Source organism: Streptomyces spinoverrucosus, assembly GCF_015712165.1.
GTDB lineage: Bacteria > Actinomycetota > Actinomycetes > Streptomycetales > Streptomycetaceae > Streptomyces > Streptomyces spinoverrucosus_A.
The window spans coordinates 5,384,917-5,409,844 of the sequence record NZ_JADPZX010000001.1 but is presented as its reverse complement, the minus strand read 5'-3'; the positions used below and the strand labels follow the sequence as shown (position 1 = coordinate 5,409,844).

29 protein-coding genes, 1 tRNA gene and 1 riboswitch are annotated in these 24,928 nt (G+C 69.9%); of the genes, 12 read left to right on the top strand and 18 right to left on the bottom strand.

The features are described from left to right. Positions 1–6 precede the first annotated feature (6 nt). A complete protein-coding gene (locus I2W78_RS24580; RefSeq protein WP_196462435.1) occupies positions 7–555 on the top strand; it encodes a GNAT family N-acetyltransferase in 549 nt (182 codons plus the stop codon). Here I2W78_RS24580 and I2W78_RS24575 read toward each other — a convergent pair. Then, entirely contained in the window at positions 552–2,054 is a 1,503-nt protein-coding gene (locus I2W78_RS24575; RefSeq protein ID WP_196462434.1) for an MFS transporter, read from the bottom strand. The genes I2W78_RS24580 and I2W78_RS24575 overlap by 4 nt on opposite strands. A gap of 74 nt (positions 2,055–2,128) precedes the next feature. Beyond that, the gene (locus I2W78_RS24570) at positions 2,129–3,520 is read right to left on the bottom strand and encodes a DUF445 domain-containing protein (RefSeq protein WP_196462433.1); all 1,392 of its coding nucleotides are present in this window, start codon (positions 3,518–3,520) and stop codon (positions 2,129–2,131) included. 246 nt (positions 3,521–3,766) lie between these two features. Between I2W78_RS24570 and I2W78_RS24565 the strand changes: the two genes are divergently transcribed. Next, complete coding sequence (locus I2W78_RS24565) at positions 3,767–5,101, top strand: SGNH/GDSL hydrolase family protein (RefSeq protein WP_196462432.1); 1,335 nt, start codon at positions 3,767–3,769, stop codon at positions 5,099–5,101. A 4-nt stretch (positions 5,102–5,105) separates the two neighbouring features. Here the strand turns inward: I2W78_RS24565 and I2W78_RS24560 are convergent, their stop codons facing one another. The 4 genes from I2W78_RS24560 to I2W78_RS24545 are packed head-to-tail and all read right to left on the bottom strand — an operon-like array spanning position 5,106 to position 8,452. Beyond that, positions 5,106–5,816 carry a DUF1707 SHOCT-like domain-containing protein gene (locus I2W78_RS24560; protein WP_196462431.1) on the bottom strand — a complete coding sequence of 237 codons (711 nt, stop codon included), beginning with the start codon at positions 5,814–5,816 and terminating at the stop codon, positions 5,106–5,108. 33 nt (positions 5,817–5,849) lie between these two features. Continuing rightward, positions 5,850–6,848 (bottom strand): ABC transporter ATP-binding protein, encoded by a 999-nt coding sequence (locus I2W78_RS24555; RefSeq protein ID WP_196462430.1) that lies wholly within the window; start codon positions 6,846–6,848, stop codon positions 5,850–5,852. 7 nt (positions 6,849–6,855) lie between these two features. Beyond that, the gene (locus tag I2W78_RS24550) at positions 6,856–7,620 is read right to left on the bottom strand and encodes an ABC transporter permease (RefSeq protein WP_196464698.1); all 765 of its coding nucleotides are present in this window, start codon (positions 7,618–7,620) and stop codon (positions 6,856–6,858) included. Positions 7,621–7,651: 31 nt separating this feature from the next. After that, positions 7,652–8,452, bottom strand: coding sequence for an ABC transporter permease (locus tag I2W78_RS24545; protein ID WP_196462429.1), 801 nt, complete (start codon positions 8,450–8,452; stop codon positions 7,652–7,654). Positions 8,453–8,638: 186 nt separating this feature from the next. On the opposite strand from I2W78_RS24545, the gene I2W78_RS24540 reads away from it, so the two are divergent. Continuing rightward, positions 8,639–11,017 (top strand): transglycosylase domain-containing protein, encoded by a 2,379-nt coding sequence (locus tag I2W78_RS24540; RefSeq protein ID WP_196462428.1) that lies wholly within the window; start codon positions 8,639–8,641, stop codon positions 11,015–11,017. 7 nt (positions 11,018–11,024) lie between these two features. Here I2W78_RS24540 and sugE read toward each other — a convergent pair whose 3' ends face one another. The 3 genes from sugE to I2W78_RS24525 all read right to left on the bottom strand — a co-directional run bounded on the left by sugE (position 11,025) and on the right by I2W78_RS24525 (position 12,232). After that, entirely contained in the window at positions 11,025–11,345 is a 321-nt protein-coding gene (sugE, locus tag I2W78_RS24535) for a quaternary ammonium compound efflux SMR transporter SugE (RefSeq protein ID WP_141314984.1), read from the bottom strand. 35 nt (positions 11,346–11,380) lie between these two features. Further along, a riboswitch (guanidine-III (ykkC-III) riboswitch) is annotated at positions 11,381–11,448 on the bottom strand. Between the two features lie 53 nt (positions 11,449–11,501). Next, positions 11,502–11,858 (bottom strand): GroES family chaperonin, encoded by a 357-nt coding sequence (locus I2W78_RS24530; protein ID WP_141314982.1) that lies wholly within the window; start codon positions 11,856–11,858, stop codon positions 11,502–11,504. A 44-nt stretch (positions 11,859–11,902) separates the two neighbouring features. After that, on the bottom strand, positions 11,903–12,232 hold the full coding sequence (locus I2W78_RS24525) for a DUF3618 domain-containing protein (protein WP_196462427.1): 330 nt from the start codon (positions 12,230–12,232) through the stop codon (positions 11,903–11,905). A gap of 94 nt (positions 12,233–12,326) precedes the next feature. On the opposite strand from I2W78_RS24525, the gene bcp reads away from it, so the two are divergent. Further along, positions 12,327–12,794: a thioredoxin-dependent thiol peroxidase gene (gene bcp / locus I2W78_RS24520; RefSeq protein ID WP_196462426.1), complete on the top strand. Its 468-nt coding sequence runs from the start codon at positions 12,327–12,329 to the stop codon at positions 12,792–12,794. 94 nt (positions 12,795–12,888) lie between these two features. Here bcp and I2W78_RS40685 read toward each other — a convergent pair whose 3' ends face one another. After that, complete coding sequence (locus I2W78_RS40685) at positions 12,889–13,044, bottom strand: hypothetical protein (RefSeq protein WP_230886980.1); 156 nt, start codon at positions 13,042–13,044, stop codon at positions 12,889–12,891. Here I2W78_RS40685 and I2W78_RS24515 point away from each other — a divergent pair. From I2W78_RS24515 to I2W78_RS24505, 3 genes are all read left to right on the top strand, one after another. Then, positions 12,983–13,576, top strand: a complete 594-nt coding sequence (locus I2W78_RS24515; RefSeq protein ID WP_230886565.1) for an HNH endonuclease signature motif containing protein — start codon at positions 12,983–12,985, stop codon at positions 13,574–13,576. The genes I2W78_RS40685 and I2W78_RS24515 overlap by 62 nt on opposite strands. Next, positions 13,573–14,247 (top strand): HNH endonuclease signature motif containing protein, encoded by a 675-nt coding sequence (locus tag I2W78_RS24510; RefSeq protein WP_196462424.1) that lies wholly within the window; start codon positions 13,573–13,575, stop codon positions 14,245–14,247. Before I2W78_RS24515 ends, I2W78_RS24510 begins: the two co-directional genes overlap by 4 nt. A 16-nt stretch (positions 14,248–14,263) precedes the next feature. Further along, positions 14,264–14,336 (top strand) — tRNA-Leu (locus I2W78_RS24505). A gap of 41 nt (positions 14,337–14,377) precedes the next feature. On the opposite strand, the gene rdgB is transcribed toward I2W78_RS24505, so the two are convergent. From rdgB to I2W78_RS24485, 4 genes are all read right to left on the bottom strand, one after another. Further along, entirely contained in the window at positions 14,378–14,980 is a 603-nt protein-coding gene (gene rdgB, locus I2W78_RS24500; protein ID WP_196462423.1) for an RdgB/HAM1 family non-canonical purine NTP pyrophosphatase, read from the bottom strand. A 34-nt stretch (positions 14,981–15,014) separates the two neighbouring features. Then, complete coding sequence (locus tag I2W78_RS24495; RefSeq protein ID WP_196462422.1) at positions 15,015–15,416, bottom strand: hypothetical protein; 402 nt, start codon at positions 15,414–15,416, stop codon at positions 15,015–15,017. Positions 15,417–15,573: 157 nt separating this feature from the next. Next, the gene (gene rph, locus I2W78_RS24490; RefSeq protein WP_196462421.1) at positions 15,574–16,311 is read right to left on the bottom strand and encodes a ribonuclease PH; all 738 of its coding nucleotides are present in this window, start codon (positions 16,309–16,311) and stop codon (positions 15,574–15,576) included. A gap of 51 nt (positions 16,312–16,362) precedes the next feature. Then, entirely contained in the window at positions 16,363–17,361 is a 999-nt protein-coding gene (locus I2W78_RS24485) for a sigma-70 family RNA polymerase sigma factor (RefSeq protein WP_196462420.1), read from the bottom strand. A gap of 145 nt (positions 17,362–17,506) precedes the next feature. Here I2W78_RS24485 and I2W78_RS24480 point away from each other — a divergent pair, with 145 nt between their 5' ends. Together I2W78_RS24480 and I2W78_RS24475 are read left to right on the top strand one after the other, a co-directional pair. Beyond that, positions 17,507–18,238 carry an SDR family NAD(P)-dependent oxidoreductase gene (locus I2W78_RS24480; protein WP_196462419.1) on the top strand — a complete coding sequence of 244 codons (732 nt, stop codon included), beginning with the start codon at positions 17,507–17,509 and terminating at the stop codon, positions 18,236–18,238. A gap of 103 nt (positions 18,239–18,341) precedes the next feature. Continuing rightward, positions 18,342–19,055, top strand: a complete 714-nt coding sequence (locus I2W78_RS24475; RefSeq protein ID WP_196462418.1) for a DUF899 domain-containing protein — start codon at positions 18,342–18,344, stop codon at positions 19,053–19,055. Positions 19,056–19,156: 101 nt separating this feature from the next. On the opposite strand, the gene I2W78_RS24470 is transcribed toward I2W78_RS24475, so the two are convergent. Further along, complete coding sequence (locus I2W78_RS24470; protein WP_196462417.1) at positions 19,157–19,390, bottom strand: glucose PTS transporter subunit EIIB; 234 nt, start codon at positions 19,388–19,390, stop codon at positions 19,157–19,159. 183 nt (positions 19,391–19,573) lie between these two features. Here I2W78_RS24470 and I2W78_RS24465 point away from each other — a divergent pair, with 183 nt between their 5' ends. Together I2W78_RS24465 and I2W78_RS24460 are read left to right on the top strand one after the other, a co-directional pair. After that, positions 19,574–20,860 carry a PTS transporter subunit EIIC gene (locus tag I2W78_RS24465; protein WP_196462416.1) on the top strand — a complete coding sequence of 429 codons (1,287 nt, stop codon included), beginning with the start codon at positions 19,574–19,576 and terminating at the stop codon, positions 20,858–20,860. A 92-nt stretch (positions 20,861–20,952) separates the two neighbouring features. Beyond that, positions 20,953–22,203, top strand: coding sequence for a PTS transporter subunit EIIC (locus tag I2W78_RS24460; protein ID WP_196462415.1), 1,251 nt, complete (start codon positions 20,953–20,955; stop codon positions 22,201–22,203). Positions 22,204–22,271: 68 nt separating this feature from the next. On the opposite strand, the gene I2W78_RS24455 is transcribed toward I2W78_RS24460, so the two are convergent. Beyond that, positions 22,272–23,024, bottom strand: a complete 753-nt coding sequence (locus I2W78_RS24455) for an MBL fold metallo-hydrolase (protein WP_196462414.1) — start codon at positions 23,022–23,024, stop codon at positions 22,272–22,274. A gap of 204 nt (positions 23,025–23,228) precedes the next feature. On the opposite strand from I2W78_RS24455, the gene I2W78_RS24450 reads away from it, so the two are divergent. Then, positions 23,229–23,672, top strand: a complete 444-nt coding sequence (locus I2W78_RS24450) for a type II toxin-antitoxin system PemK/MazF family toxin (RefSeq protein ID WP_196462413.1) — start codon at positions 23,229–23,231, stop codon at positions 23,670–23,672. Positions 23,673–23,676: 4 nt separating this feature from the next. Here I2W78_RS24450 and I2W78_RS24445 read toward each other — a convergent pair whose 3' ends face one another. Together I2W78_RS24445 and I2W78_RS24440 are read right to left on the bottom strand one after the other, a co-directional pair. Beyond that, positions 23,677–24,627: a PLP-dependent cysteine synthase family protein gene (locus I2W78_RS24445; protein WP_196462412.1), complete on the bottom strand. Its 951-nt coding sequence runs from the start codon at positions 24,625–24,627 to the stop codon at positions 23,677–23,679. Between the two features lie 15 nt (positions 24,628–24,642). Beyond that, positions 24,643–24,921 (bottom strand): MoaD/ThiS family protein, encoded by a 279-nt coding sequence (locus I2W78_RS24440; protein ID WP_196462411.1) that lies wholly within the window; start codon positions 24,919–24,921, stop codon positions 24,643–24,645. Positions 24,922–24,928 lie beyond the last annotated feature (7 nt).

Below are 24,928 nucleotides of genomic sequence, written 5' to 3'. Positions count from 1 at the left end.
CACCCCATGCCTGAAACCAACTCCTGGCCAACCGCCGCCCCTCTCCAGGCAGATCGCTTGCAATTGGAACCGCTGGCAATCGCACATGCCGACGAAGCTGAGGAAATCCTCAATGACGGGCGTTTGCACAAGTGGATCGGAGGCACACCGCCCACGCGCGAGGAACTGGCGCAGCGCTACCGGCGGCAGACCGTCGGTCATTCACCCGACGGGCGGCAGGGTTGGCTCAACTGGATGCTGCGGAACAGAACCGACGGGCAGCTGGTCGGGACAGTACAGGCAACGCTCTACCGCCCCTGCCCCGACCGCGTCGAAGCCGAGCTCGCCTGGGTGGTCGGCCACGCCTTCCAAGGTGTCGGCTACGGCAAGGAGGGGGCCTCCGCCATGGTCCTGTGGCTGCGCACCCAGGGCGTTGCCGGGTTTGTGGCCCATGTGCATCCCGGTCATGGAGCGTCGGCCGGTATCGCCAAGGCTCTGGGCATGAGGCCGACCGGCGAGGTCCACGACTCCGAGATGCTGTGGGCCGACTTCGACCCCCGCGAACGCTCCTCCTAAGCCGTGGCTTTGGACGCCCCCGCCCCCGCCCCGGCCACCGACAACGGCGTGGCGATGTCCTCCAGCGAGCGGCGCTCCGCACGCACCGCCAGGAACGCCGCCACCAGCCCCGCCGCGCACATCAGGCCCGCGCCGATCTGGAAGGCGAGCACCGTGTCGGCCACCACGCCCGACTCCGTCAGGTCGGCGAAGATCAGCGGGCCGCTGATGCCGCCCGCCGCCGTGCCGAGGGCGTAGAAGAAGGCGATGGCCATGGCTCGGGTCTCCATCGGGAAGACCTCCGAGACGGTGAGGTAGGCGCTGGACGCACCGGCCGAGGCGAAGAACAGCACCACGCACCAGCACGCCGTCAGCGTCGTCGCCGTCAGGGAGCCCCGGTCGAACAGCCAGGCCGTGCCGAACAGGAGCAGGCCGGAGAGGATGTACGTCGAGGAGATCATCACCTTGCGGCCGACCGTGTCGAAGAGCTTGCCCAGCAGCAGCGGGCCGAGGAAGTTGCCCGCCGCGATCACCGCGAAGTAGTAGCCCGTGTTGCCCGTCGGCACGTCGAAGAACGTGGTCAGGATGGTGCCGAAGCCGAAGGTGATGGCGTTGTACAGGAACGCCTGGCCGATGAAGAGGGAGAGCCCGAGCACCGCCCGGCGTGGGTAGCGGCCGAAGACGGTCCTGGCGATCAGGCCGAAGCCGATGCTCTTGCGCTGGTGGATGGTGATCTCACCGGCGGGCGGCGGCAGCGGTTCGCCCTTCTCCTGCTCGATCTCCCGTTCGACCGACGTCACCAGCGCTTCCGCCTGCTCACCTCGGCCGTGGATGAACTGCCACCGTGGCGACTCCGGCACATGGCTCCGTACGAGAAGGATGACCAGGCCCAGGACCACGCCCAGCGCGAAGCTCAGCCGCCAGCCCAGGTCCATGGGGAAGATCGCGGTGTCCAGCATCAGGATCGACAGCAGGGCGCCGCCGATCGCGCCGAGCCAGTAGCTGCCGTTGATGATCAGGTCGACGCGGCCCCGGTAGAGGGACGGGATCAGCTCGTCGATCGCGGAGTTGATGGCCGCGTACTCGCCGCCGATGCCGAAGCCGGTCAGGAAGCGGAAGAGGAAGAACCACCAGGACTCGAACGACAGCGCGGTCAGGGCCGTCGCCGCCAGATACACCGCCAGCGTCACCATGAACAGCTTCTTGCGGCCGTAACGGTCGGTCAGCCGGCCGAAGAACAGGGCGCCGGAGCAGGCGCCCGCCACATACAGTGCCGCCGCCGTGCCGGTGACCTGGGCCGCGCTGATGTCCAGCCCGCTGCCCTCCTCGGCCAGCCGGCCGGCCACGTTGCCGACGATGGTGACTTCGAGGCCGTCCAGGATCCAGACGGTGCCGAGGCCGATCACGATCATCCAGTGCCACCGGGACCACGGCAGCCGGTCCAGACGGGCGGGGACGGACGTGGTGACGGTGCCGGTGGAGCCGGGCACAGAGGCCGGCGACGACGATGCTGCTGCCATGGCTCCCTCTCCGTTGGGCGACCCCCTCTCGTGTGCCCGGAACCGGAGAGGTCACGCCCGCACGGCCCGGGGGGCTACGCCCCCAGCATGTGGGAGATCGTGTAGATCAGCAGCCCGGCCAGGGAGCCCACCACCGTGCCGTTGATCCGGATGAACTGCAGGTCACGGCCGATGTGCGCCTCGATCTTCTTCGTGGTGTGCTCGGCGTCCCAGCTCGCCACGGTGTCGGTGATCAGGAGCGTGATCTCGCTGCGGTAGGTCGTCACGATGTGCACCGCCGCGCCCTCCACCCAGCTGTCCACCTTGTTCTGGATCTTGGGTTCGGTGGCCATCCGGGCGCCCAGGGAGAGCAGCGAGGCCCGCACGCGCAGCCGCAGCTCGCTGCGCTCGTCCTCCGCCGCAGAGACGATCATGGAGCGTACGGCCGTCCAGGCGGAGGCGATCAGGTCCTGGACCTCGCCACGGCCCAGCACCTCGCCCTTGAGCCGCTCCACCTTCGCGCGCGTGTCGGTGTCGGACTGCAGGTCGGAGGCGAAGTCGGTGAGGAAGCGGTCGAGAGCGCCGCGCGCCGGGTGGGACGGCATGTCCCGCATCTCCGCGCAGAAGCGCAGCAACTCCTTGTAGACCCGCTCGCCGACCTTCCGGTCGACGAAGCGCGGGGTCCAGCCGGGCGCTCCGCCCTGCACGGCGTCCATCACGGAGTCGCTGTGCAGCACCAGCCAGTCGTGCGCGCGGGAGACGATCAGGTCGACGACCCGTTTGTGGCCGCCGTCGGCGACGACCTTCTCCAGCATCTTGCCGATGCCGGGGGCGATCTCCTGGACGTTCGCCCGGCGGGTGATCGCCTCGCCGACCACCGCCTGCACGTCGGAGTCGCGCAGCACGGTCAGCGCGCCTCTCAGGGCCGTGGCCAGCTCGGCGGTCACCCGGTCGGCGTTCTGCGGTTCGGCGAGCCAGGCGCCGAGGCGGCTGCCTATGCCGACGGCGCGCAGCCGCTCTCGTACGACGTCCTCGGAGAGGAAGTTCTCGCCGACGAACTCGCCCAGCGAGACGCCCAGCTGGTCCTTCTTGGTCGGGATGATCGCGGTGTGCGGGATGGGGATGCCGAGCGGGTGGCGGAACAGGGCGGTGACGGCGAACCAGTCGGCCAGCGCGCCGACCATGCCGGCCTCGGCGGCCGCCGCGACATAACCGACCCAGGGGCCGGCGCCCGAGTTCTGCGCCCATTTGGCCAGCACGTACACCACGGCCACGAACAGCAGCAGCCCGGTCGCGGTGACCTTCATCCGGCGCACCCCGCGCTGCTTCTCCTCGTCGGCGGGGCTGAACGTCGTCATGGCGCGGACGGCGGACGCGGGCACGCCACGCGTGCCGACGGGTCGGTTACCGACCGTGTCCGGCCGGGCATGCTTCTCTACGGAAGCAGCTCCCGTTTCGACTGCTTGATCCGGTTTCGTACGATCCATCCGCTCCACCCGTTCCCGAGCCTCCACTCCACATTGTCCCTTCCTGACCGACTCCTGGAACGGGACAAGAGTTCCCCGCGTCTGTCCGACAGGGGGCGGCGCGCGAGTGAACGGGCAAGTGAACTCTCGCGGCCGAATGGCTCTGCCGCAGGGGGTACCGGTCAACTCCCCCACCTCCATGGCGCATCATGGGGTGATCACATCGGAGCCCCGGGCTCCACTTCCGCCCGAGGAGAGACGCACCGCATGACCAGGCCTCATTCCGGTTATGCCTTGCTCGCCGCGATCGTCTCGCTGATCGTGGCCATGTCGGTCGCCATATACGTCGGAGCGGCCTCCGACGACGGCACGGCACAGCGCCCGGCCGCGGGCCCCCACCCCCCGCGCAACACCGCCGCCCCGGCCTCCACCGGCACCTGGGTCGGCGCCTGGTCGACGTCCCCGTCCGCCGCCGAGCCCGGCACCGAGACCGCCGGCCTGCACGACCGCTCCGTGCGCAACGTCGTCCACACCAGCGTCGGCGGCACGGGTGCCCGGATCACGCTGTCCAACCTCTACGGCCGGCTGCCCCTGACCATCACGGACGCCACCATCGCCCTCGCCGCCGCCCACGGCAGCGCGGCCGCGCTGCCGCAGACCATGCGGCGGCTGACGTTCAACGGCATCGCCACCGTCGTGATCCCGCCGGGCCGGCAGGCGATGAGCGACGCCGTACGCATCACCATCCCGTACGACAGCGACGTCCTGGTCACCACGTACGCCCCGGCCGAGCCCGGCCCGGTCACCGTGCACGCGCACGTACGGCAGATCTCCTACGCCGCGCAGGGCGACCACGCCGAGGACGTGACCGGCACGCCGTACACCCAGCAGGTCGAGGCCTGGCGCTATCTGACCGCCCTCGACGTGCTCAGCAAGGAGTCCCACGGCACCCTCGTCGCCTTCGGCGACTCCCTCACCGAGGGCCACTCCTCCACCGTGGGCGCCAACCGGCGCTGGCCCGACGTCCTCGCCAAGCGGCTGCGCGAGGCGGCCGTCGCCGGGCAGGACGTGCCCCGCTACGGCGTCGTCAACCAGGGCATCGGCGGCAACCGCATCCTGACCGGCGGCAACGGCCGCCCCGCCGACAACCCCAGCGGCCTCACCCGCTTCCCGCGTGACGTCCTCGGCCGCACGAACGTCAAGGTCGTCGTCATCGACCTCGGCATCAACGACATCCTGCGCAACCCCTCCGTCACCGACCCCGAGCTGATCCTCGACGGCCTGCGCACGCTGACCGGCCAGGCCCACGCCCGCGGCATCAGGGTCATCGGCGCGACCCTGATGCCCTTCGGCGGCCACCGCGGCTACAGCGCCGAGCGGGAGGCGGTACGGCAGGCGATCAACGCCGAGATCCGGTCCGGGCGGGTCTTCGACGCGGTGGTCGACTTCGACAGGGCGCTACGGGACGCGTACGACCCGCGCAGGTTCGACCCGGACTACGACTCGGGCGACCATCTGCACCCCAACGACCGGGGATACGAGCGGATGGCTCAGGAGTTCGACCTGGAGTCGTTGAAGGGCTCGGCTCCGGCGCGGCTGTAACCGGCTACTCGGTGTCCCTCCGCCGCTGGTCGTGCCCCCAGCCGTGCCCCAGCATCCCCCGGTCGGCGCCCTCGACCTCCCGCTGCTGCCGCCGCTGGGCGCGCGTCGGCTTGCGCTCCACGCCGACGCCGCCCCAGAAGGCGAACCCGGAGACGATCACCCGCGGGGCGCCCGGCTCGCCCGGCACGCCGTCCTCGCGGCTGTCGAAGCCGCCCATGATGCCGATGCCGCGGACGACGACCTCGACGCCGGGCGGCACGACGATGTTCACGCCACCCATGATCGCCACGCAGTTGATCTCGACCTCGCGGTCGGCGAAGTACGCCTCGCGCAGATCGATCTCCCCGCCGCCCCAGAACGTGAAGCACTGGAACCGCTTCGGCACGGTCCAGTGACCCTTGCGCTGGAACCCGGCCATCACCGCCACGCCCCACGACGAGGAGCCCTCGCGCCCGGTGATCCGCTCGGCCCAACTCCCGCGCGGCGCGGGCTCCTTGGTCAGTGACACCGAGTCACCCAAGGCCCGGCCCGCGACCGGCAGATCCCGCGTGATGGGCGCCAGCTCCCCGTACGTGCGTGCCTGGTACGTCGCATCCAGCCGCTCCTCGAACTCCGCCATGTCCAGCCGTCCCTCGGCGAGGGCGTCCCGCAGGACCTCGGCGACTCGCTCTCGATCGGCGTCGGAGGCACGCAGCTCCGGGGCATCGTCGGTCATGGACAGCAGCCTACGTTTTCCCCGCCGGCGGCACTATGCGGTCGCCCTCTCCTGCGGGGGTTTGGGGGTGTCCCCCATTGAGCGCAGCATCTTCGCGATCACGTCCTCGATGTCCGGCTCCCGCACCGACAGGTCCACCAGCGGGTACTCCGCCGCGATCCGCGCCACCAGCGGCGCCGCCGACTGCGCCGCCGGGAACGCCAGCCACTGCCGGGGCCCCTCCACCCGCACCACCCGCGCCGGCGCCGGCGCCTCGATCGGCGGCAGCTCGCGTTCCAGGTCGACGACGAGGGTCCGCTCGCTCTCCCCCGCCTCGTGCAGCCCGGCGAGCGGGCCGTCGTACATCAGCCGCCCGTGGTCGATGACCATCACCCGGGAGCAGAGCTGCTCGATGTCCTGGAGGTCGTGCGTGGTGAGCAGCACCGTCGTGCCGCGCTCGGCGTTGAGGTCGCGCAGGAACTCCCGCACCCTGGCCTTGGAGACGACGTCCAGGCCGATGGTCGGCTCGTCGAGGTACAGCACCTCGGGGTCGTGCAGCAGCGCCGCCGCGATGTCCCCGCGCATCCGCTGGCCGAGGGAGAGTTGCCGCACGGGCACGTCCAACAGGTCGGCGAGCTCCAGCAGTTCGACGCACCGGTCGAGGTTCGCGCGGTAACGGGCGTCGGGGATGCGGTACATGCGGTGCATCAGCCGGTACGAGTCGATCAGCGGCAGGTCCCACCACAGCGTCGTCCGCTGCCCGAACACCACCCCTATGCGGTGCGCCAGCCGCGTCCGCTCCCGGGACGGGTCGATGCCCGCGACCCGCAGCCGACCGCCGCTCGGCGTGAGGATGCCGGTCAGCATCTTGATCGTGGTCGACTTCCCGGCGCCGTTCGGGCCGATGTAACCGACCATCTCACCGCGCTGCACGGCGAAGGAGATCCCGTCGACCGCCCGCACCCGCCGCCGCTCCCGCCGCAGGAAACCGGTCCGCTTGCGCACGTCGAACACCTTCTCGACGCGGTCCACCTCGATGAATCCGCCGCTCATGAACCCCTCAGCTCCCCGTACTCCGATACGACCTGAGCCCCGCCCGCCACGCCAGCCCGGCAAGCGCACAGCACCCCACCGCCACCAGCGGCGGCGTGAACGCCACCCACTGCGGCAGCCGCAGCGGATACGGCCGCCCCAGCACGTAGCTCGCGGGCAGCCAGTTGACGAAGGCCAGCGGCAGCACGAACGTCACCCCGCGCACCAACTCCTTGCCGAACACGGTCGGCGGATACTGCAACAACGTCGTACCGCCGTAGGTGAACGCGTTCTGCACCTCGGAGGCGTCCTGCGTCACGAACTGGAAGGCCGCGCCCGCCACGAACACCGCCGCGAAGATCGCGGCGCCGCTGACCACCGTCACCGGCATCAGCAGCAGTTTCGGCGCGGTCCAGTCGACGTCGACCGAGGCCAGCGCGTAGCCCAGCACCAGCAGCCCCTGAAGGAACCGGCCCAGGCGGCGCAGCGCGAACCGGTCCGCGGCGACCTGCGCGAGCATCGGCGCCGGACGGACCAGCAGCATGTCGAGCGTGCCGTCGCGCACCCGCCTGCCCAGGTCGCCGACCGGCCCGAACGCCAGATGCGCGAGTCCGAAGGAGACGACGGACAGGCCGTAGAGGAAGGCGACCTCCGGCAGCGTGTAGCCGCCGAGCGTGTCGACCTGCGAGAACATCAGCAGGATCGCGACGAAGTCGAGCCCGGTCAGCAGGACGTTGCCGAGCACGGTCATGACGAAGGAGGCGCGGTAGGTCAGCGTGGAGCGGATCCACATCCCGACGATCAGCCGGTAGGCGCGCAGCCCCTCACCCACCCTGGACCACCACCCGCCGCGTCGCCGCCGACTGCAGCAGCCGCCCCGCCGCCAGCAGCGCCACCGCCCACGCCCCCTGGAAGAGATACGTGCCCACCGGATCGGCCTGCCCCAGCAGCACATCCGCCGGCGCCTGGAGCAACGACGACCACGGCAGGGCCCGTACGATCTCGCCGAACTCCCCCGGGAAGACGTTCAGCGGCAGTGTCATCCCCGAGCAGAACAGCCCGGCGATCATCACCATCTGCAGCATGCCCGCGCCGTCCAGCAGCCAGAACACGCTCAGCGCCGCCAGGTACCGGATCGCGAAGCTGACGACCGCCCCGAGCAGCACCGCGCCCAGGAACGCCCCCCAGACCAGCGGATCGTCGGGCAGCGCCACCGGGAACACCAGTGCCCCGAACGCGAAGGGAAGCACGCCACGGCCCAGCAGCTGGAACAGCGCCCTGCCCAGATCGCTCGCCAGCCACCACAGTTGGAGATCCGCCGGCCGGTACAGGTCGATCGCTACATCACCCGTACGGATACGCTCCATGAACTCGTTCTCGAAGCCGCCGCCCTGAATGGCCAGCGCCGCGAACAGCGCCTGCCCGAGCCACACATAGGTGACGGCCTGCGCCTGGTCGTACCCGCCGAGGTGCGGCCTCTCGTCCCACAGGGCCAGGTAGGTGTACACGAGGATCAGCCCGAAGACGGTGCTGGTGAACACCCCGGCGGCCGTGGCCGCCCGATAGGTCGCGTACCGTCGGAAACTCCCCACCGCGACGGCCACGTACAACCGTCCCGCGCCCACACCGAACCACCGTCCCCGACCAGCCCGACACCGAAGCGCAGGAGCCTAGTACGCGGCCGATCCGGCCTGCCAGGCAATTTCCGGCGGGACACGTACCGGGAACCGGGAACGGAACGACCGGTGCGAGAGTCTTCACATGGGGGCGCAGATCACGTACGAGGGAAAACACAGGAGTCCGTGCACGACATGAGCGACGAGCCGCAGCCGCAGCAGCCGAACCAGGGCGGGCCCGGGCCCGGGGAGGGGAAACCCAGGCGGCCGAAGCGCACCGGCTGGCGCCGGATCATCCCGACCTGGCGCATGCTGCTGGCCACCTTCGTCATCGGCGTCCTGCTGCTGATCGGCCTGTTCTACCTCGGCTACTCGATGGTCCACATCCCGACCGCGAACTCGCTGGCGACCAAGCAGAGCAACGTCTACCTCTACGCCGACGGCTCCCAGCTCGCCCGGGACGGCGAGGTCAACCGGGAGAACGTCACCCTCGCCCAGATCTCCAAGGACGCCCAGCACGCCGTGCTCGCCGCCGAGGACCGCGACTTCTACACCGAGTCCGCGATCGACCCCAAGGCGATGGTCCGCGCGGCCTGGAACACGGCCACCGGCAAGGGCAGGCAGTCGGGCTCCACGATCACCCAGCAGTACGTCAAGAACTACTACCTGGCCCAGGAGCAGACGGTCACCCGGAAGGTCAAGGAGTTCTTCATCTCGATCAAGCTCGACCAGGAGAAGAGCAAGGACGAAATCCTGGAGGGCTACCTCAACACCAGCTACTTCGGTCGCAACGCCTACGGCATCCAGGCCGCCGCCCAGGCCTACTACGGCATGGACGCCACCGACCTGGACGCGGCCCGCGGCGCCTACCTCGCCGCGCTGCTGAACGCGCCCAGCGAGTACGACGTCGTCGCCCACCCGGAGAACAAGCCCGCCGCCCAGGCCCGCTGGAACTACGTCCTGGACGGCATGGTCAAGGAAGGCTGGCTCACCCGGTCCGAGCGGACGGGCCTGAAGTTCCCGATGCCGAAGGAGGCCACCGTCTCCACCGGCATGTCCGGGCAGCGCGGCTATCTCGTCGACGCGGTCAAGCAGTACCTCGTCGAGAACGACATCGTCGACGAGGACTCCCTCGAAGCGGGCGGCTACCGCATCACCACCACCCTGCAGAAACCCAAGCAGGACGCCTTCGTCAAGGCCGTCAACGACCAGCTGATCTCCAAGCTGGACAAGGACAACCGCGAGGTCGACACCTACGTCCGCGCGGGCGGCGTCGCCGTCGACCCCAGGACGGGCAAGGTCGTCGCGATGTACGGCGGCATCGACTACGTCAAGCAGTACACCAACGGCGCCACCCGGCGGGACTTCCAGGTCGGCTCCATCTTCAAGCCGTTCGTCCTCACCTCGGCCGTCGAGAACCGGTCCACCACCCAGAACGGCTTCCCCATCACGCCCAACACCTACTACGACGGCACCAACAAGCGCCCGGTGCAGGGCTGGGACGGCGGCTACGCGCCGGAGAACGAGGACCAGTTCTCCTACGGCCCCATCACGGTCCGCGAGGCCACCGACAAGTCCGTGAACTCGGTGTACGCGCAGATGGCCGTCGACGTCGGCCCCGACAAGGTCATGCGCACCGCGGTCGACCTCGGCGTGCCCTCCAGCACCCCGGAACTGGGCCCCTACCCGTCGATCGCGCTCGGCGTCGCCCAGGCGAGCGTCCTCGACATGGCCAAGGCCTACGCCACCCTCGCCAACCACGGCGAGCACGGCCCGTACACCATGGTCGAGAAGATCACCCGGGAGGGCGCCGAGGTGATCGACCTGCCCGAGCGGCGGACCAACCAGGCCGTCAGCCGCGAGGCCGCCGACACCACGACGTCCGTGCTGCGCAGCGTCGTGCAGCAGGGCACCGGCACCCCCGCGCAGGCCGCCGGCCGTCCGGCCGCGGGCAAGACCGGCACGGCCGAGGAGGACCAGGCGGCCTGGTTCGCGGGCTACACCCCCGACCTGGCCACCGTCGTCGCCGTGATGGGCCAGGACCCGGTCACGGCCGCCCACAAGTCGCTGTACGGCGCGACGGGCCTGGAGCGCGTCAACGGCAGCGGGCCGCCCGCCGAGATCTGGGCCCAGTTCACCAGGGACGCCCTCGAAGGCACCCCGGTCACCGACTTCGACCTGCGGCTCCAGGACGGCGCCGACGTGGTGTACATGCCCCCGGCCCCGCCCGCCGGCGGCGAGAACACCGACGCCCCGGCCGACGAGGACACGCCCGGCACCGACGACTCCCAGACCCCGGGCGAGGCGCAGGGCGGCACGAGTGACGGCGGGACGACCGGCGACGGCGGTACGACGACCGGGGGCACGCCCACGGACGGCGCGAGCACCGACGGCGGAACGACGACGGACGGCGGCACGAGCTCCGACGGCGGCACGACGGACGGCGGGACCACCACCGGCGGGGACACGAGCTCCGGCGGCGACACCAGCACCGGCGGCAGCCAGGGCGGCACCACCGACGGCGGAACGTCCACAGGCACGACCGGGGGCACACCGGGCACCCGGCGCCAGTGAACCCGGATCAGTGACCGGAGGTCGCCTTCAGGCCCACGACGGCGACCAGCAGCAGACAGACGAAGAAGATCCGGGCGGCGGTGGCCGGCTCACCCAGCACCACCATGCCGAGCACCGCCGACCCGGCCGCGCCGATCCCGACCCAGACGCCGTAGGCGGTACCGATGGGCAGCGACTTCGCGGCGTAGGAGAGCAGCAGCATGCTGGCGACGATGCCGGCGCCGGTGAACAGGCTGGGGACGAGCCGGGTGAAACCGTCGGTGTACTTCATCCCGATCGACCAGCCGACTTCGAGCACACCGGCGATGATCAGCAGAACCCAGGCCATGAGAGGCACCTCCGAGAGACAGGCGGACTGACGGGGGTGCGTCGTCTTTGCCTTCAACCCGGTACGGCGCGTCTCGTCGGGTGCCTCCCCAAGGTAGCAAAGGGCACGGCGAAGGGCTGGTGACCAAGGCCACCAGCCCTTTCTCACCGCTCCGACCTACAGATACAGCCCCGTGGAGTCCTCGGACCCCTCGAACCGGTCCGCCGCCACCGCGTGCAGATCGCGCTCGCGCATCAGGACGTACGCGACGCCGCGCACCTCCACCTCGGCGCGATCCTCCGGGTCGTACAGCACCCGGTCGCCCGGCTCGACGGTCCGTACGTTCTGCCCCACCGCGACGACCTCCGCCCACGCCAGCCGACGGCCCACGGCCGCCGTGGCGGGGATCAGGATGCCGCCACCGGAACGCCGCTCGCCCTCACTGGTGTCCTGCCGCACGAGCACACGGTCGTGCAGCATCCGGATGGGGAGCTTGTCGGGATGGGTACTGTGGTCGTTTCTGTTACCGCTCACGCTCTTGAACCTACCTGCAATCGAGGCATTCGTACGCCGCTGGGTCAGCGCTTGCGGCGCCGGGGGCCGAGCACGAGCAGCCCGACGACACCGACGGCGACGAGCGCGGCGGGCAGTACGCGCGCCATCCGGGGCGAGCCGTTCTCGTCCACGAACTGCGCCTTGACGTCGCTCACCGCCCGGTTGACCTGGACGTAGGCCCGTCCGAGGGTGTGATCGACATTCGACACGACCTTGGCCTTGGCGTCCCCGACGATCGTCTTCGGGTGCACCCGCGCCCCGATCTCGTCGAGTGTCTCGGCCAGCACGTCGCGGCGGCGCCTGATGTCCGCCTCGATCTGCGCCGGGGTTCTGGTGTCCGACGTGTCCGCCACGGTACGGCCTCCGAAGTGAAGCTGATGCTGTTCCGGACAGTCTGTCAGCTCCATGGGCGACCGCACCGTCAGCACCCCCGGTTACGCTAGCCGGATGAGCGATCGACTCCAGCCCGGGGACGTGGCCCCCGCCTTCACCCTGCCCGACGCCGACGGCAACGAGGTGTCCCTCGCGGACCACAAGGGCCGCAAGGTCATCGTCTACTTCTACCCCGCGGCGCTGACGCCCGGCTGCACCAAGCAGGCCTGCGACTTCACGGACAACCTCGACCTGCTGGCCGGCGCGGGCTACGACGTGATCGGCGTCTCGCCGGACAGCCCCGAGAAGCTGGCCAAGTTCCGCGACAAGGAATCCCTGAAGGTCACGCTCCTCGGCGACCCGGACAAGACCGTCATCGAGACCTACGGCGCGTACGGCGAGAAGAAGAACTACGGCAAGACGTACATGGGCGTCATCCGCTCCACGATCGTCGTGGACGAGGAGGGCAAGGTCGAACGGGCCCTGTACAACGTCCGTGCGACCGGCCACGTAGCCAAGATCATCAAGGATCTGGGCATCTGAGCGTACGTTCGGCGGCCTGTACCGGGGACCTGGTACAGGCCGCTCGGCATGTCCGGCGTGACTGCCGGACGAGCGCTTCGTTACTCCGTGCGGGTCAGGAACGTATGCCCGAGTACGGAGGGGGTTCGATGGGCGCCAGTGCGTACACCAGGGAGCGGCTGGAGGAGGCGGCTCGGGGGGCGCGGACGTTGTCGGAGGCGTTGGGGTGGTTGGGGGTGGATCCGGGGAGCTCTACGCGGCGGTACGTCATGGGGCGCATGACGAAGCTGGGCGTGGACACCTCGCACTTCGAGCGGGAGGGCGTCAAGTGGACGCGGGAGATCCTGCAGGCAGCAGTGTCGGCCTCGACCAACATGTGCGAGGTGCTGCGGCATCTCGGGCTTGAGGTGGTAGGCGGGCACCACACGCACATCAGTCGGCGGATCAGGGCGTACGGCATCGACATCTCTCACTTTCAGGCGCCGAACCGGCGGGGGCAGGCGCGGCGGCCCCGAACGCCGGAGGGCTTGCTTGTCGAGCAGCCTGCCGATCGGGCTCGGCGCATCCCGAGCGATCGACTCAAGTGGGCCATGACCGCGAAGGGCATGCCAGAGCGGTGCGCCCTGTGCGGCGCGGAAGCCGTTTGGCGAGGGCGTCCGCTGCCCCTGGAGGTCGACCACATCGACGGCAACTGGCGGGACAACCGCATCGAGAACCTGCGCTTTCTCTGCCCCAACTGCCACTCGACCACCGACAATTACCGAGGGCGGGGCAAGCGACGCGCCAAGGGCGGCGTCGTATGAACAGAGGCGTTCAGTACACCCGAGAGCGGCTGGCCGAGGCCGCCCGGCAGTGCGCGGACATCGACGAGGTCGTCGCGTTCTTCGGCACCCCGCCGTACGACAAGCTCCGCCGCCATCTCGTCAGTCGATTCGATCACTTCGGCATCGACGTCTCCCATATGCCCCGGCGGACGCGGGCAAAGGAGGTCGACAGACCCCCGGCCGACGAACTGCGGCGCGCTCTTGAGCGGTCGACGTCCATAGCCGGTGCTCTTCGCGCATTGGGTCTGGACCCCTACAACAGTCGGCTGCGCGCGCTGTTCCCCGAGTGGACAGCGGAGGAGGGCCTGAGCACCGCCCACTTCCTGGGCCAGGCACATCAACGCGGAAAGCCGGGAGTGGTGCCGCTGCGCCGCCCCGAGGACATCCTCGTCAAGCACGACGGCAAGCAGCGGACCCGGACGCATCTACTCCGTCGGGCCCTGCGCGAAGTCGGCGTGCCCGAAGTGTGCGCCGAGTGCGGGGTCGGCCCCGAGTGGCTCGGCAGGCCCATGACGCTGGAGGTCGACCACATCAACGGCGACTGGCACGACGACCGGCGGGAGAACCTGCGGCTGCTGTGCCCCAACTGTCACGCGGTCACCACCACCTGGTGCCGAGGTGGTAAGCGACGGCATACTCTCTCCCGGTAATGTGGAGCAGCACTCCGCGCCCGTACGCCAACGGCCGAGCGGCGATCTTTAGGTGGTCGTGTTTGTCGGTTCGAATCCGACCGGGCGCACAGACAGGGGCCGTCCAGCGAGGCGGCCCCTCGTCCGTCTCTCAGCCCAACAACTCCCGCACCACCGGCACCAACCCCCGAAACGCCTTCCCCCGGTGGCTGATGGCGTTCTTCTCGTCGGGGCTCATCTCCGCGCACGTGCGGGTCTCGCCCTCGGGCTGGAGGATCGGGTCGTAGCCGAAGCCGTGGGTGCCGGCCGGCTTGTGGCGCAGTACGCCCCTCAGGCGGCCCTCGACCACCCGCTCCGTGCCGTCCGGCAGGGCGAGGGCCGCCGCGCAGGCGAAGTGGGCGCCGCGGTGTTCGGTGGGGATGTCCGACAGCTGGGCCAGGAGCAGATCGAGGTTGGCCTTGTCGTCGCCGTGCTTGCCGGACCAGCGGGCCGAGAAGATGCCCGGCGCGCCGCCGAGGACGTCGACGCACAGGCCCGAGTCGTCGGCGACCGCGGGCAGGCCGGTGGCCTGGGCGAGGGCGTGGGCCTTGAGCAGGGCGTTCTCGGCGAAGGTGACGCCGGTCTCGCGGACGTCGGGGACGTCGGGGTAGGCCTCCGCGCCGACGAGGTCGTGGCGCAGACCTGCGTCGGCGAGGATCGCCTTCAGCTCGGTGATCTTTCCGGTGTTGCGGGTGGCGAGGATCAAGCGGGTCATGCCCTCAGTATCCAGGCCCGGGGTCGGCGTTCTGTTACGGCGTGCAGACCTTGGTCAGTTCGCCGGCCGCGTCCGTGACGGGGCTGATGTCGGGGGTCTCGTCGCCGTTCCGCACCGCTGTGCGGACGTTGTCGACGGCCTTCTGGAGGTCGTCCACCGCCTTGTTGACGTCGGCGTTGTCGGTCTTGTCGCCGATTTCGCCGAGGTTCTGGTCGATGGAGTCGAGGGACTCCTGGAGCTGGGTGGGGTCGTTCGCGGCGCTCTCGACGGCCTGCTGGAGGTCCGTGACGCTGTCGGCGATGGCGTCGGCTGTCTGGACGCAGTCGAGTGCCTTGTTCACGGCGTCGCAGCCGGTGGTGAGTCCGGCGGTCAGCGCGACGGCCGCCAGGGTGGCGGCGACGGCTGTGGTACGGCGTCGGCGGCGGCTCGCGGCCATGGAACGGTCCCTCCCTTGGGAACAGGCCCTGTGGGCCCGGTTGCTGGCCGGGCGCACAGGGTTGGGCCGTGCGCCCGTATCTCATGAGACGCGGTGGCGGGCGGTGCGGTTGCCCGCGCCGACCACCGCTCTTGGTGCGTCCTTTACCTTGCGCGCCCTACTTTTCCAGGGCTGCCGCGAGCGCTGTGCGCTGCAGTTCGGCGAGTTCGGTGCAGCCGGCCACGGCCAGGTCGAGCAGCGCGTTGAGCTCCTCGCGTGCGAAGGGCTCGGCCTCGGCGGTGCCCTGGACCTCGACGAACCGTCCGTCGCCGGTGCAGACGACGTTCATGTCGGTTTCGGCGCGCACGTCCTCCTCGTAGCAGAGGTCGAGCAGCGGGACCCCGCCGACGATGCCGACCGACACGGCGCTGACCGAGCCGGTGAGGGGCTGGCGGCCGGGCCGGATCAGCTTCTTGGCCTGGGCCCAGGAGACGGCGTCGGCGAGGGCGACGTAGGCGCCGGTGATGGCGGCGGTGCGGGTGCCGCCGTCGGCCTGGAGGACGTCGCAGTCGAGGACGATGGTGTTCTCGCCGAGGGCCTTGTAGTCGATGACCGCGCGCAGGGAGCGGCCGATGAGGCGGGAGATCTCGTGCGTGCGGCCGCCGATCTTGCCCTTGACCGACTCGCGGTCGCCCCGGGTGTTGGTGGAGCGGGGCAGCATGGCGTACTCCGCGGTGACCCAGCCCTCGCCGCTGCCCTTGCGCCAGCGGGGGACGCCTTCGGTGACGGAGGCGGTGCAGAAGACCTTGGTGTCGCCGAAGGAGACGAGGACGGAGCCCTCGGCGTGCTTGCTCCAGCCGCGTTCGATGGTGATCGGGCGGAGCTGTTCGGGGGTGCGGCCGTCGATTCGAGACATGGGTTGAGCCTAGCCGCCTGTCGTTCGGGCCCGGTGCCCCGTTGGCCTTGCTCAGTCGAGCGTGCGGGGCAGGCCGAGGTGCGGGGCGAGGGTTGTCTCGAAATGCGTGAGTTCGCAGATGCGGTCGCCGGCGAATCCTGCGACGAGGATTCCCGCGAGGCGCAGGCCACCGGTGACGGGGTCGCGGAGGTACTCGCCCCACGTGGGCTGGCCGTTCGCCCGGACCGGCACCATCCGGGTGATGGCTCGCCGACGGGCGTCGATCGCGGTGAAGAACCGGTGCACCGCTTCGGTACCGCGGTATTCGAAGGGCAGTGGTGGCATCCGCAGCCACACGTCGTCGCTCATCAGCGCGACGAGCGCGTCCACGTCCCGCTCGGTGAACGCCTCGACGAAGCGGTCGACCAGCTCCCGCTCCTCGGGTCCGCCGGCCTGGGGCGGGGGCGGCCGGTCGGCCGAGCGTGCGGCCTCCATCGTCGTGCGGGCGCGTTTGAGGGCGCTGGTGACGGCGTCCTCGGTCAGCCCGAGCAGTTCGGCGGCTTCACTGGCCCGGTATCCGAGCACGTCACGCAGCAGCAGCACCGCGCGCTGGTTCGGCGGCAGCAGTTGTACGGCGGTCACGAAGGCCAGTGAGATCGCTTCGCGGGACTCGTACCGGGCCTCGGGTCCCGGCATGTGGTCGGGCAGGCCGTCGAGCAGGTGGTCGGGGTACGGCTGGAGCCACAGCGCCTCTCCGAGCCGGGTGGGCTCCGGCGGCGGGCCCGGGAAGGACGGCGCGGGTACCGGCCTGCGCGCGGATGACCGCAGCGTGTTGAGGCACCGGTTGGTGGCGATGCGGTACAGCCAGGTGCGCACGGACGACCGCCCCTCGAACCCGTCCAGGCCGACCCATGCCGACAGCAGCGCCTCCTGGAGGGCGTCCTCGGCGTCCTGCAGCGATCCGAGCATGCGGTAGCAGTGCACTTGCAGCTCGCGGTGGTAGGGCTCGACCAGCGCGGCGAACGCGTCGCGGTCGCCGGCCCGGGCCCGCTCGAGCGGTTCGTCCGGCATGGTGACCTCCGTTGTCATCGTCCCACCGCGTACTGACACCGGCGGTCGGCGAAAGTGGTCACCACGGGCGCGCCCAGTTTCCGGCGTCTGCCGTGTCCATCTCTGTGCAAGCCGCACCAGCAGAGCTGAAACGGAGTGGGTCACCATGTCGACGCCACAGGACCCCATCGCGAACCGGACCGTCCTGGTGACCGGCGCCAATCGGGGCATCGGACGTGCGCTGGTCGAGGAAGCCCTGCGCCGAGGCGCGCAGCGCGTCTACGCCGGGACCCGCCGGCCCCTGTCCCACCCGGACGGGCGTGTGACGCCGGTGATGCTGGACGTGACCGACGGTGCGCGGATCGAGGCGGCGGCAGGGAGCGTCGACGCGCTCGACGTCCTGGTCAACAACGCCGGTCTGGCGCTCTACGACGACCTCGGTGATCGCGCGGTGCTCGAGCGGCACCTGGCGGTCAACCTCTTCGGTCCGTACGCCGTCACCCGGGCGTTCCTGCCGCAGCTGACCCGGTCGCGCGGCGTCGTCGTCAACGTGCTGTCGTTGGCGGCTCTCGCGTCTGTGCCCGTGATCCCGGCGTACTTGGTCTCCAAGGCCGCGGCGTTCTCGCTCACGCAGGCGCTGCGCGCGCTGCTGGCGTCTCGGGGCGTCCGGGTGCACGCCGTGCTGGCCGGCCCGGTGGACACGGAGATGTCCCGCGATCTCGACGTGCCGAAGGCTGCTCCGGCGGCGGTCGCGCGGGCGATCTTCGACGGTGTGGCCGTCGGGGCGGAGGACATCTTTCCCGACCCCTTGTCGGCCTCCTTGGCGCCGGGCTGGTCCTCCGGCCCCGTCAAGGCCCTCGAACGCGAGAACGCTGCGCTGCTCGAGGCGACGCGGTGACGACGATCGCGGCCGGCGGGGTGCGGCCGTGTCGATGGCGGCCGACCCTGGACACAGGGAGCCGGTGCAGGAGGTCGGACCGAGCTGGAAGGTGGATGTCGCCATGAAGACACCCCCGATCGTTTCGCCGCAGGAGTGGGAGGCCGCGCGTCAGGAGCTGCTTGTGGAGGAGAAGCAGCTGACGCGCGCCCGTGACGCGCTGGCCGCCAAGCGCCGTCGGATGCCGTGGGCGGCGGTGGAGAAGGAGTACGAGTTCGATGGGCCCCAGGGCAGGGTGAGTCTGCTCGACCTGTTTCAGGGGCGTCGTCAGCTGATCGTCTACCGGGCCTTCTTCGAGCCGGGCGTGTACGGCTGGCCGGATCACGCCTGCCGTGGCTGCTCCATGCTGGCCGACCAGGTCGGCCATGTCGCCCATCTGAACGCCCGCGGCACCACTCTCGTCTTCGCCTCGCGCGCGCCGCAGCCGGAGATCGAGCGGGTGAAGTCACGGATGGGCTGGACGCACATCCCCTGGTTCACGATCACCGACGATTTCGACTCCGACTTCGGTGTGGACGAGTGGCACGGCACGAACGCGTTCTTCCGCGACGGCGACCGTGTGTTCCGCACCTACTTCATCAACGTCCGTGGCGACGAGGCCTTGGGGAGCCTGTGGAGTTACCTCGACATGACCGCGCTCGGGCGGCAGGAGACGTGGGAGGACTCGCCGGAGGGCTATCCCCAGACCGCGCCGTACGAGTGGTGGAACTGGCACGACGAATACGGCGAGGAGGCAGAGCCGTCGCAGGGGTGGATGGACCAGATTCGCCGGGGCTGAGCCCTTTGCCCGGCCGGTACGGAACGGAAGGCGGCACCGTAGAGACGTAGAGAAGGGCCCCTCCCGGTGCGGGAAGGGCCCCTTCGCAGGTGAGCCGGGGCTCACATCATGTCTTCGATGTCCGCCGCGATCGGGTCGGCGTCGGTGCCGATGACGACCTGGATGGCGCTGCCCATCTTCACGACGCCGTGGGCGCCGGCGCCCTTGAGGGCGGCGTCGTCGACCAGTGAGGGGTCGGACACCTCGACGCGCAGCCGCGTGATGCAGCCCTCGACCTCTTCGATGTTGTCGATGCCGCCGAGCCCGGCAACGATCTTCTCAGCCTTGCTGGCCATGTCCTTCTCCCTGATCCGACCTGGTCCGAAGCGCTATGTCGCAGTAACCCACAGTTGGCCCTGCTTCGCGAGCGGTCATGGCGTACGTACCGAATGATGGCGTCACGACAGCGGAACCTTCCGTCGACTGGTCTACACCACCTGGCGGACGGTCGCCAAACCCGGCCCTCGGGGAGGAGTCCGATGAGTGCCGACAGCGCCGCCCGTCCCGCTCGCGCCCGCTGGAGCACCCTTTTCCAGGGCCTGCAGAAGATGGGGCGCAGTCTGCAACTCCCGATCGCCGTCCTGCCGGCCGCGGGCATCCTCAGACGGCTCGGTCAGCCGGATCTCTTCGGCGACGAGGGGCTCGGCTGGACCGGTGTCTCCAAGGTGATGGCGGGGGCGGGCAGCGCGCTGCTCGACAGTTCCCTGGGGCTTCCCCTTCTTTTCTGTGTCGGTGTGGCGATCGGCATGGCGAAGAAGTCGGACGGTTCGACCGCGCTGGCTGCGGTGGCGGGGTTTCTCGTCTACTACTCGGTGCTGCGCGAGTTCCCGGAGGACTGTCCGGCCGGGGCGAAGATGGTCGAGGCGGGCTGCCAGGTGGCCGGCGGGACGGTGTCCGTCTTCACGTATCCGAATCCAGGGGTGTTCGGCGGCATCGTCATGGGTCTGCTGTCCGCTTTCTTCTGGCAGCGTTTTCACCGTACGAGGCTGGTGGACTGGCTCGGCTTCTTCAACGGCCGGCGGCTGGTGCCGATCATCATGGCGTTCGTGGCGATCGCGTTCGCGGTGCTGTGCCTGTGGGTCTGGCCGCCGATCGGTGCGGCGCTGGAGAGCTTCAGCGACTGGCTGAGCTACCTGGGCGCGTGGGGTGCGGGCGTCTTCGGCATCGCCAACCGGGCGCTTCTCGTCGTGGGCCTGCACCAGTTCCTGAACGTGCCCCTGTGGTTCCAGTTCGGCACCTACACGGAGCCCGACGGCACGGTGGTGCACGGTGACGTCAACATGTTCCTGGCGGGTGATCCGAACGCGGGTCAGTTCACCACGGGCTTCTTCCCGATCATGATGTTCGCCCTGCCGGCGGCCGCCCTGGCCATGACGCACTGCGCCCGCCCCGAGCGCCGCAAGGAGGTCGGCGGTCTGATGCTGTCGGTGGCGCTGACGTCGTTCGTCACCGGTATCACGGAACCGCTGGAGTACTCGTTCCTCTTCATCGCCCCCGTTCTCTACGCGATCCACGCGCTGCTGACCGGGGTGTCGATGGCGGTGTCGTGGGGGCTGGGCGCGAAGGACGGGTTCAGTTTCTCCGCCGGTCTGATCGACTACGTCATCAACTGGAACCTGGCGACGAAACCGTGGCTGCTGATCCCGATCGGGCTGGCCCTCGCCGTCGTCTACTACGCGGTCTTCCGGTTTGCGATCACGAGGTTCGACCTGAAGACTCCGGGCCGGGAAGCTGAGGAGGATGTGGAGGACGTGACGAAGGTATAGGGCCGGAGGCGAGGGTTCCTTATGCCGCCTTCATCGTGCTAAAACAGGTCTACACCACTGAGTGGTGTAGACCACCACCCGATGGAGGATGTATGAGCACCGCCACCACATCGGCGGCTCCCGCAAAGAAGCGGGGATCCGGCCTGTTCCAGGGCCTGCAGAAGATCGGCCGCAGTCTGCAGCTCCCGATCGCCGTCCTGCCGGCGGCGGGCATCCTGCTCCGGCTCGGCCAGCCCGACGTGTTCGGCGCTGACGGCCTCGGCTGGGACAAGGTCGCGGCCGTGTTCGCCACGGCCGGTGGCGCGATCTTCGACAACCTGCCGATGCTCTTCTGCATCGGCGTGGCGATCGGCTTCGCCAAGAAGGCCGACGGCTCCACGGCGCTGGCCGCCCTGGTCGGCTTCCTGGTGTACAGCAACGTCCTGAAGGCGTTCCCGGTCACCGAGGCGAAGATCCAGGCGGGCGAGGACATAGCCGCGACCTACAACAACCCCGGTGTCCTCGGCGGCATCCTCATGGGCCTGCTGGCCGCCGTGCTGTGGCAGCGCTACCACCGCAAGAAGCTGGTGGACTGGCTGGGCTTCTTCAACGGCCGCCGACTGGTGCCGATCATCATGGCCTTCGTCGGCACGGCGGTGGGTGTGCTCTTCGGTCTCGTCTGGGAGCCGATCGGTGGGGTCATCTCCGACTTCGGCGAGTGGATGACCGGCCTGGGCGCCGCGGGCGCGGGACTGTTCGGTGCGATCAACCGCGCGCTGATCCCGATCGGCATGCACCAGTTCGTGAACACCGTCGCCTGGTTCCAGATCGGCGACTTCACCGACGCCGCCGGCGAGGTCGTGCACGGCGACCTGAACCGCTTCTTCGCCGGTGACCCGACCGCGGGCCAGTTCATGTCCGGCTTCTTCCCGATCATGATGTTCGGCCTTCCGGCCGCCGCCATCGCCATCGCGCACGCCGCGCGGCCCGAGCGCCGCAAGGCCGTGATGGGCATGATGGTGTCGCTCGCGCTGACCTCGTTCGTGACCGGTGTGACCGAGCCGATCGAGTTCGCGTTCATGTTCATCGCCCCACTGCTGTACGTGATCCACGCCCTCCTCACCGCTCTGTCCATGGCGATCACTTGGGCGCTCGGCGTGCACGCGGGCTTCACCTTCTCCGCCGGCTTCATCGACTACGCGCTGAACTGGAATCTGGCCACCAAGCCCTGGCTCATCGTCCCGATCGGCCTGGTGTTCGCGGCGATCTACTACGTGCTCTTCCGCTTCGCCATCACCAGGTTCAACCTCCCCACCCCGGGCCGTGAGCCCGAGGAGGAGGTCGAGGACCTCACGAAGGCGTGAGCCGCACGACGTAAGCACGAGGCCCCCGGAGCGATCGAGCTCCGGGGGCCTTCGTCGTGCTGTGGGTGTCAGATCTCGTACGACTTCCTGGGCACCGCCAGTTCCACCGGACCGTCGTACACCGCGCGGGCGTCGGCGAGGTTGACCTGCGGGTCGGTCCACGGGGGGATGTGGGTGAGGAGCAGCCGGCGGGCGCCCGCCCGGCCTGCCGTCTCGCCCGCCTCGCGGCCGTTGAGGTGCAGGTCGGGGATGTTCTCCTTGCCGTGCGTGAAAGCGGCCTCGCACAGGAAGAGGTCGGCGTCCCGGGCGAGTTCGTCCAGGGCCGGGCTGACTCCGGAGTCGCCGGAGTACGTCAGGGTCCGTCCGGCGTGTTCGATGCGGATGCCGTACGCCTCCACGGGGTGGGCCACCCGTTCGGTGTGCACCGTGAAGGGGCCGATGTCGAACGTGGACGGCTTGACCGTGTGGAAGTCGAAGACCTCGCTCATCGAGGAGGCGGAAGGGGTGTCGGCGTACGCGGTGGTCAGCCGGTTCTCGGTGCCCTCGGGACCGTAGACGGGCAGGGGCGCGCAGCGGCCGCCGTCGTGCCGGTAGTAGCGCGCCACGAAGTAGGCGCACATGTCGATGCAGTGGTCGGCGTGCAGATGGCTCAGGAAGATCGCGTCGAGGTCGTAGAGACCGCAGTGGCGCTGCAGCTCGCCCAGGGCGCCGTTGCCCATGTCGAGGAGCAGCCGGAAGCCGTCGGCCTCTACGAGGTAGCTCGAACAGGCCGATTCCGCGGACGGGAACGACCCCGAGCAGCCGACGACGGTGAGCTTCATGAAGCAGAAACCTCCGCGGGCGGATATGGAGAGACGGGGGTCGTGCGGTCCGTCGAGCGTAAGGCGCAAAACGTCCGGTCGCTCCTCCGCCCAGGGCCGTTGTGGGGGAACTCACCTGTGCTGTCACCGATTCGGCTGGACGCGGGGCGCACACGGCGCGGCGGAGGGCGCGCGTGCGGGTGCGTACGCCGGTAACGTCATCGTATGGACACGTCCTGGTGGTTGGCACTCGCAGCGGTGGTGCTGCTCGCGCTGGTCGCCACGCTCGTGGACGGCTGGGGGCGGCGGCCCACGGGCCGCCGGACGCGGCCGCCGGGGCGCGCGCAGGGGCCGGCAGCCCGGCCGCGGGCGGCGGAGATCTGGTGGGCGAACGTGCCCTACGAGGACGGGCCCGGTGGCAAGGACCGGCCGTGCCTGGTGCTGGCGGTGCACGGGCGGCGGGCGACGGTCGCGAAGATCACCAGCAAGTACCACGACGAGCGGGCCGGGGTGATCCCGCTGCCGCCGGGCTCGGTCGGGGACACCCAGGGCCGGGCGAGCTTCCTGGAGACGGACGAGCTGCGCGAGGTCCCTGTCGGGGCCTTTCGCAGGCGGGTGGGGGTGATGGACCCGGTCCTGTGGGACCAGGTCCGTCACCTCGCGACGTAGCCGTTTACGCCCAGAGCTGGCCCTGGAGCGTCTCGATGGCCTCTTCGGTGGTGGCCGCCGTGTAGACGCCCGTCGAGAGGTACTTCCAGCCGCCGTCGGCCACGATGAACACGATGTCCGCGCTCTGCCCGGCCTTCAGCGCCTTCCTTCCGACGCCGATCGCCGCGTGCAGGGCGGCACCGGTGGAGACGCCCGCGAAGATGCCCTCCTGCTGGAGCAGTTCGCGGGTGCGGGTGACCGCGTCGGCGGAGCCGACCGAGAAGCGGGCGGTGAGGACGGAGGCGTCGTACAGCTCGGGTACGAAACCCTCGTCGAGGTTGCGCAGGCCGTACACCAGGTCGTCGTACCGCGGCTCGGCGGCGACGATCTGCACGTCCGGCCGGTGCTCGCGCAGGAAGCGGCCGACGCCCATCAGGGTGCCCGTGGTGCCGAGGCCCGCGACGAAGTGGGTGATGGAGGGGAGGTCGGCGAGGATCTCCGGGCCGGTGGTGGCGTAGTGCGCGCCGGCGTTGTCCGGGTTGCCGTACTGGTAGAGCATCACCCAGTCGGGGTGCTGGGCGGAGAGTTCCTTGGCGACGCGTACGGCGGTGTTGGAGCCGCCCGCGGCCGGGGAGGAGATGATCTCCGCGCCCCACATGCCGAGCAGGTCCCGGCGTTCCTGGGAGGTGTTCTCGGGCATCACGCACACCATGCGGTAGCCCTTGAGCTTGGCCGCCATGGCCAGCGAGATGCCGGTGTTGCCGGAGGTGGGCTCCAGGATGGTGCAGCCCGGGGTCAGCCGGCCGTCCTTCTCGGCCTGCTCGATCATGTGCAGGGCGGGACGGTCCTTGACCGAGCCGGTCGGGTTGCGGTCCTCCAGCTTGGCCCAGATCCGGACGTCGGTGGACGGCGAGAGCCGCGGCAGGCGCACCAACGGGGTGTTGCCCACCGCGGCCAACGGGGAGTCGTAACGCATCGGGGGTCGTCAGCCTCAGGCCATGCCGCCGGCCACGGCCGGCAGGATCGTGATGCTGTCGCCGTCGGCGAGCTTGGTGTTGATGCCGTCGAGGAAGCGGACGTCCTCGTCGTTCAGGTAGACGTTGACGAAGCGGCGCAGCTGGTCGCCGTCCACGATGCGGGCCTGGATGCCCGCATGCCGACTGTCGAGATCGGCGAACAGCTCGGCGAGGGTCTCCCCGGTGCCTTCGACGGCCTTCTGACCGTCGGTGTACTGGCGGAGGATGGTGGGGATGCGGACCTCGATGGCCATGGCTCAG

Coding starts and splice junctions, on each gene's coding strand:
- rdgB (WP_196462423.1), bottom strand. CDS start 14,980: ATGACCCGCTTGATCCTCGCCACCCGCAACACCGGAAAGATCACCGAG.
- I2W78_RS24540 (WP_196462428.1), top strand. CDS start 8,639: ATGAGCGACGAGCCGCAGCCGCAGCAGCCGAACCAGGGCGGGCCCGGG.
- I2W78_RS40685 (WP_230886980.1), bottom strand. CDS start 13,044: ATGACGTACCGCCGCGTAGAGCTCCCCGGATCCACCCCCAACCACCCC.
- I2W78_RS24570 (WP_196462433.1), bottom strand. CDS start 3,520: ATGGATCGTACGAAACCGGATCAAGCAGTCGAAACGGGAGCTGCTTCC.
- bcp (WP_196462426.1), top strand. CDS start 12,327: ATGAGCGATCGACTCCAGCCCGGGGACGTGGCCCCCGCCTTCACCCTG.
- sugE (WP_141314984.1), bottom strand. CDS start 11,345: ATGGCCTGGGTTCTGCTGATCATCGCCGGTGTGCTCGAAGTCGGCTGG.
- I2W78_RS24485 (WP_196462420.1), bottom strand. CDS start 17,361: ATGCCGGACGAACCGCTCGAGCGGGCCCGGGCCGGCGACCGCGACGCG.
- I2W78_RS24460 (WP_196462415.1), top strand. CDS start 20,953: ATGAGCACCGCCACCACATCGGCGGCTCCCGCAAAGAAGCGGGGATCC.
- I2W78_RS24455 (WP_196462414.1), bottom strand. CDS start 23,024: ATGAAGCTCACCGTCGTCGGCTGCTCGGGGTCGTTCCCGTCCGCGGAA.
- I2W78_RS24510 (WP_196462424.1), top strand. CDS start 13,573: ATGAACAGAGGCGTTCAGTACACCCGAGAGCGGCTGGCCGAGGCCGCC.
- I2W78_RS24475 (WP_196462418.1), top strand. CDS start 18,342: ATGAAGACACCCCCGATCGTTTCGCCGCAGGAGTGGGAGGCCGCGCGT.
- I2W78_RS24495 (WP_196462422.1), bottom strand. CDS start 15,416: ATGGCCGCGAGCCGCCGCCGACGCCGTACCACAGCCGTCGCCGCCACC.
- I2W78_RS24470 (WP_196462417.1), bottom strand. CDS start 19,390: ATGGCCAGCAAGGCTGAGAAGATCGTTGCCGGGCTCGGCGGCATCGAC.
- I2W78_RS24560 (WP_196462431.1), bottom strand. CDS start 5,816: ATGACCGACGATGCCCCGGAGCTGCGTGCCTCCGACGCCGATCGAGAG.
- I2W78_RS24580 (WP_196462435.1), top strand. CDS start 7: ATGCCTGAAACCAACTCCTGGCCAACCGCCGCCCCTCTCCAGGCAGAT.
- I2W78_RS24440 (WP_196462411.1), bottom strand. CDS start 24,921: ATGGCCATCGAGGTCCGCATCCCCACCATCCTCCGCCAGTACACCGAC.
- I2W78_RS24480 (WP_196462419.1), top strand. CDS start 17,507: ATGTCGACGCCACAGGACCCCATCGCGAACCGGACCGTCCTGGTGACC.
- I2W78_RS24450 (WP_196462413.1), top strand. CDS start 23,229: ATGGACACGTCCTGGTGGTTGGCACTCGCAGCGGTGGTGCTGCTCGCG.
- rph (WP_196462421.1), bottom strand. CDS start 16,311: ATGTCTCGAATCGACGGCCGCACCCCCGAACAGCTCCGCCCGATCACC.
- I2W78_RS24465 (WP_196462416.1), top strand. CDS start 19,574: ATGAGTGCCGACAGCGCCGCCCGTCCCGCTCGCGCCCGCTGGAGCACC.
- I2W78_RS24445 (WP_196462412.1), bottom strand. CDS start 24,627: ATGCGTTACGACTCCCCGTTGGCCGCGGTGGGCAACACCCCGTTGGTG.
- I2W78_RS24555 (WP_196462430.1), bottom strand. CDS start 6,848: ATGAGCGGCGGATTCATCGAGGTGGACCGCGTCGAGAAGGTGTTCGAC.
- I2W78_RS24565 (WP_196462432.1), top strand. CDS start 3,767: ATGACCAGGCCTCATTCCGGTTATGCCTTGCTCGCCGCGATCGTCTCG.
- I2W78_RS24575 (WP_196462434.1), bottom strand. CDS start 2,054: ATGGCAGCAGCATCGTCGTCGCCGGCCTCTGTGCCCGGCTCCACCGGC.
- I2W78_RS24550 (WP_196464698.1), bottom strand. CDS start 7,620: ATGTGGATCCGCTCCACGCTGACCTACCGCGCCTCCTTCGTCATGACC.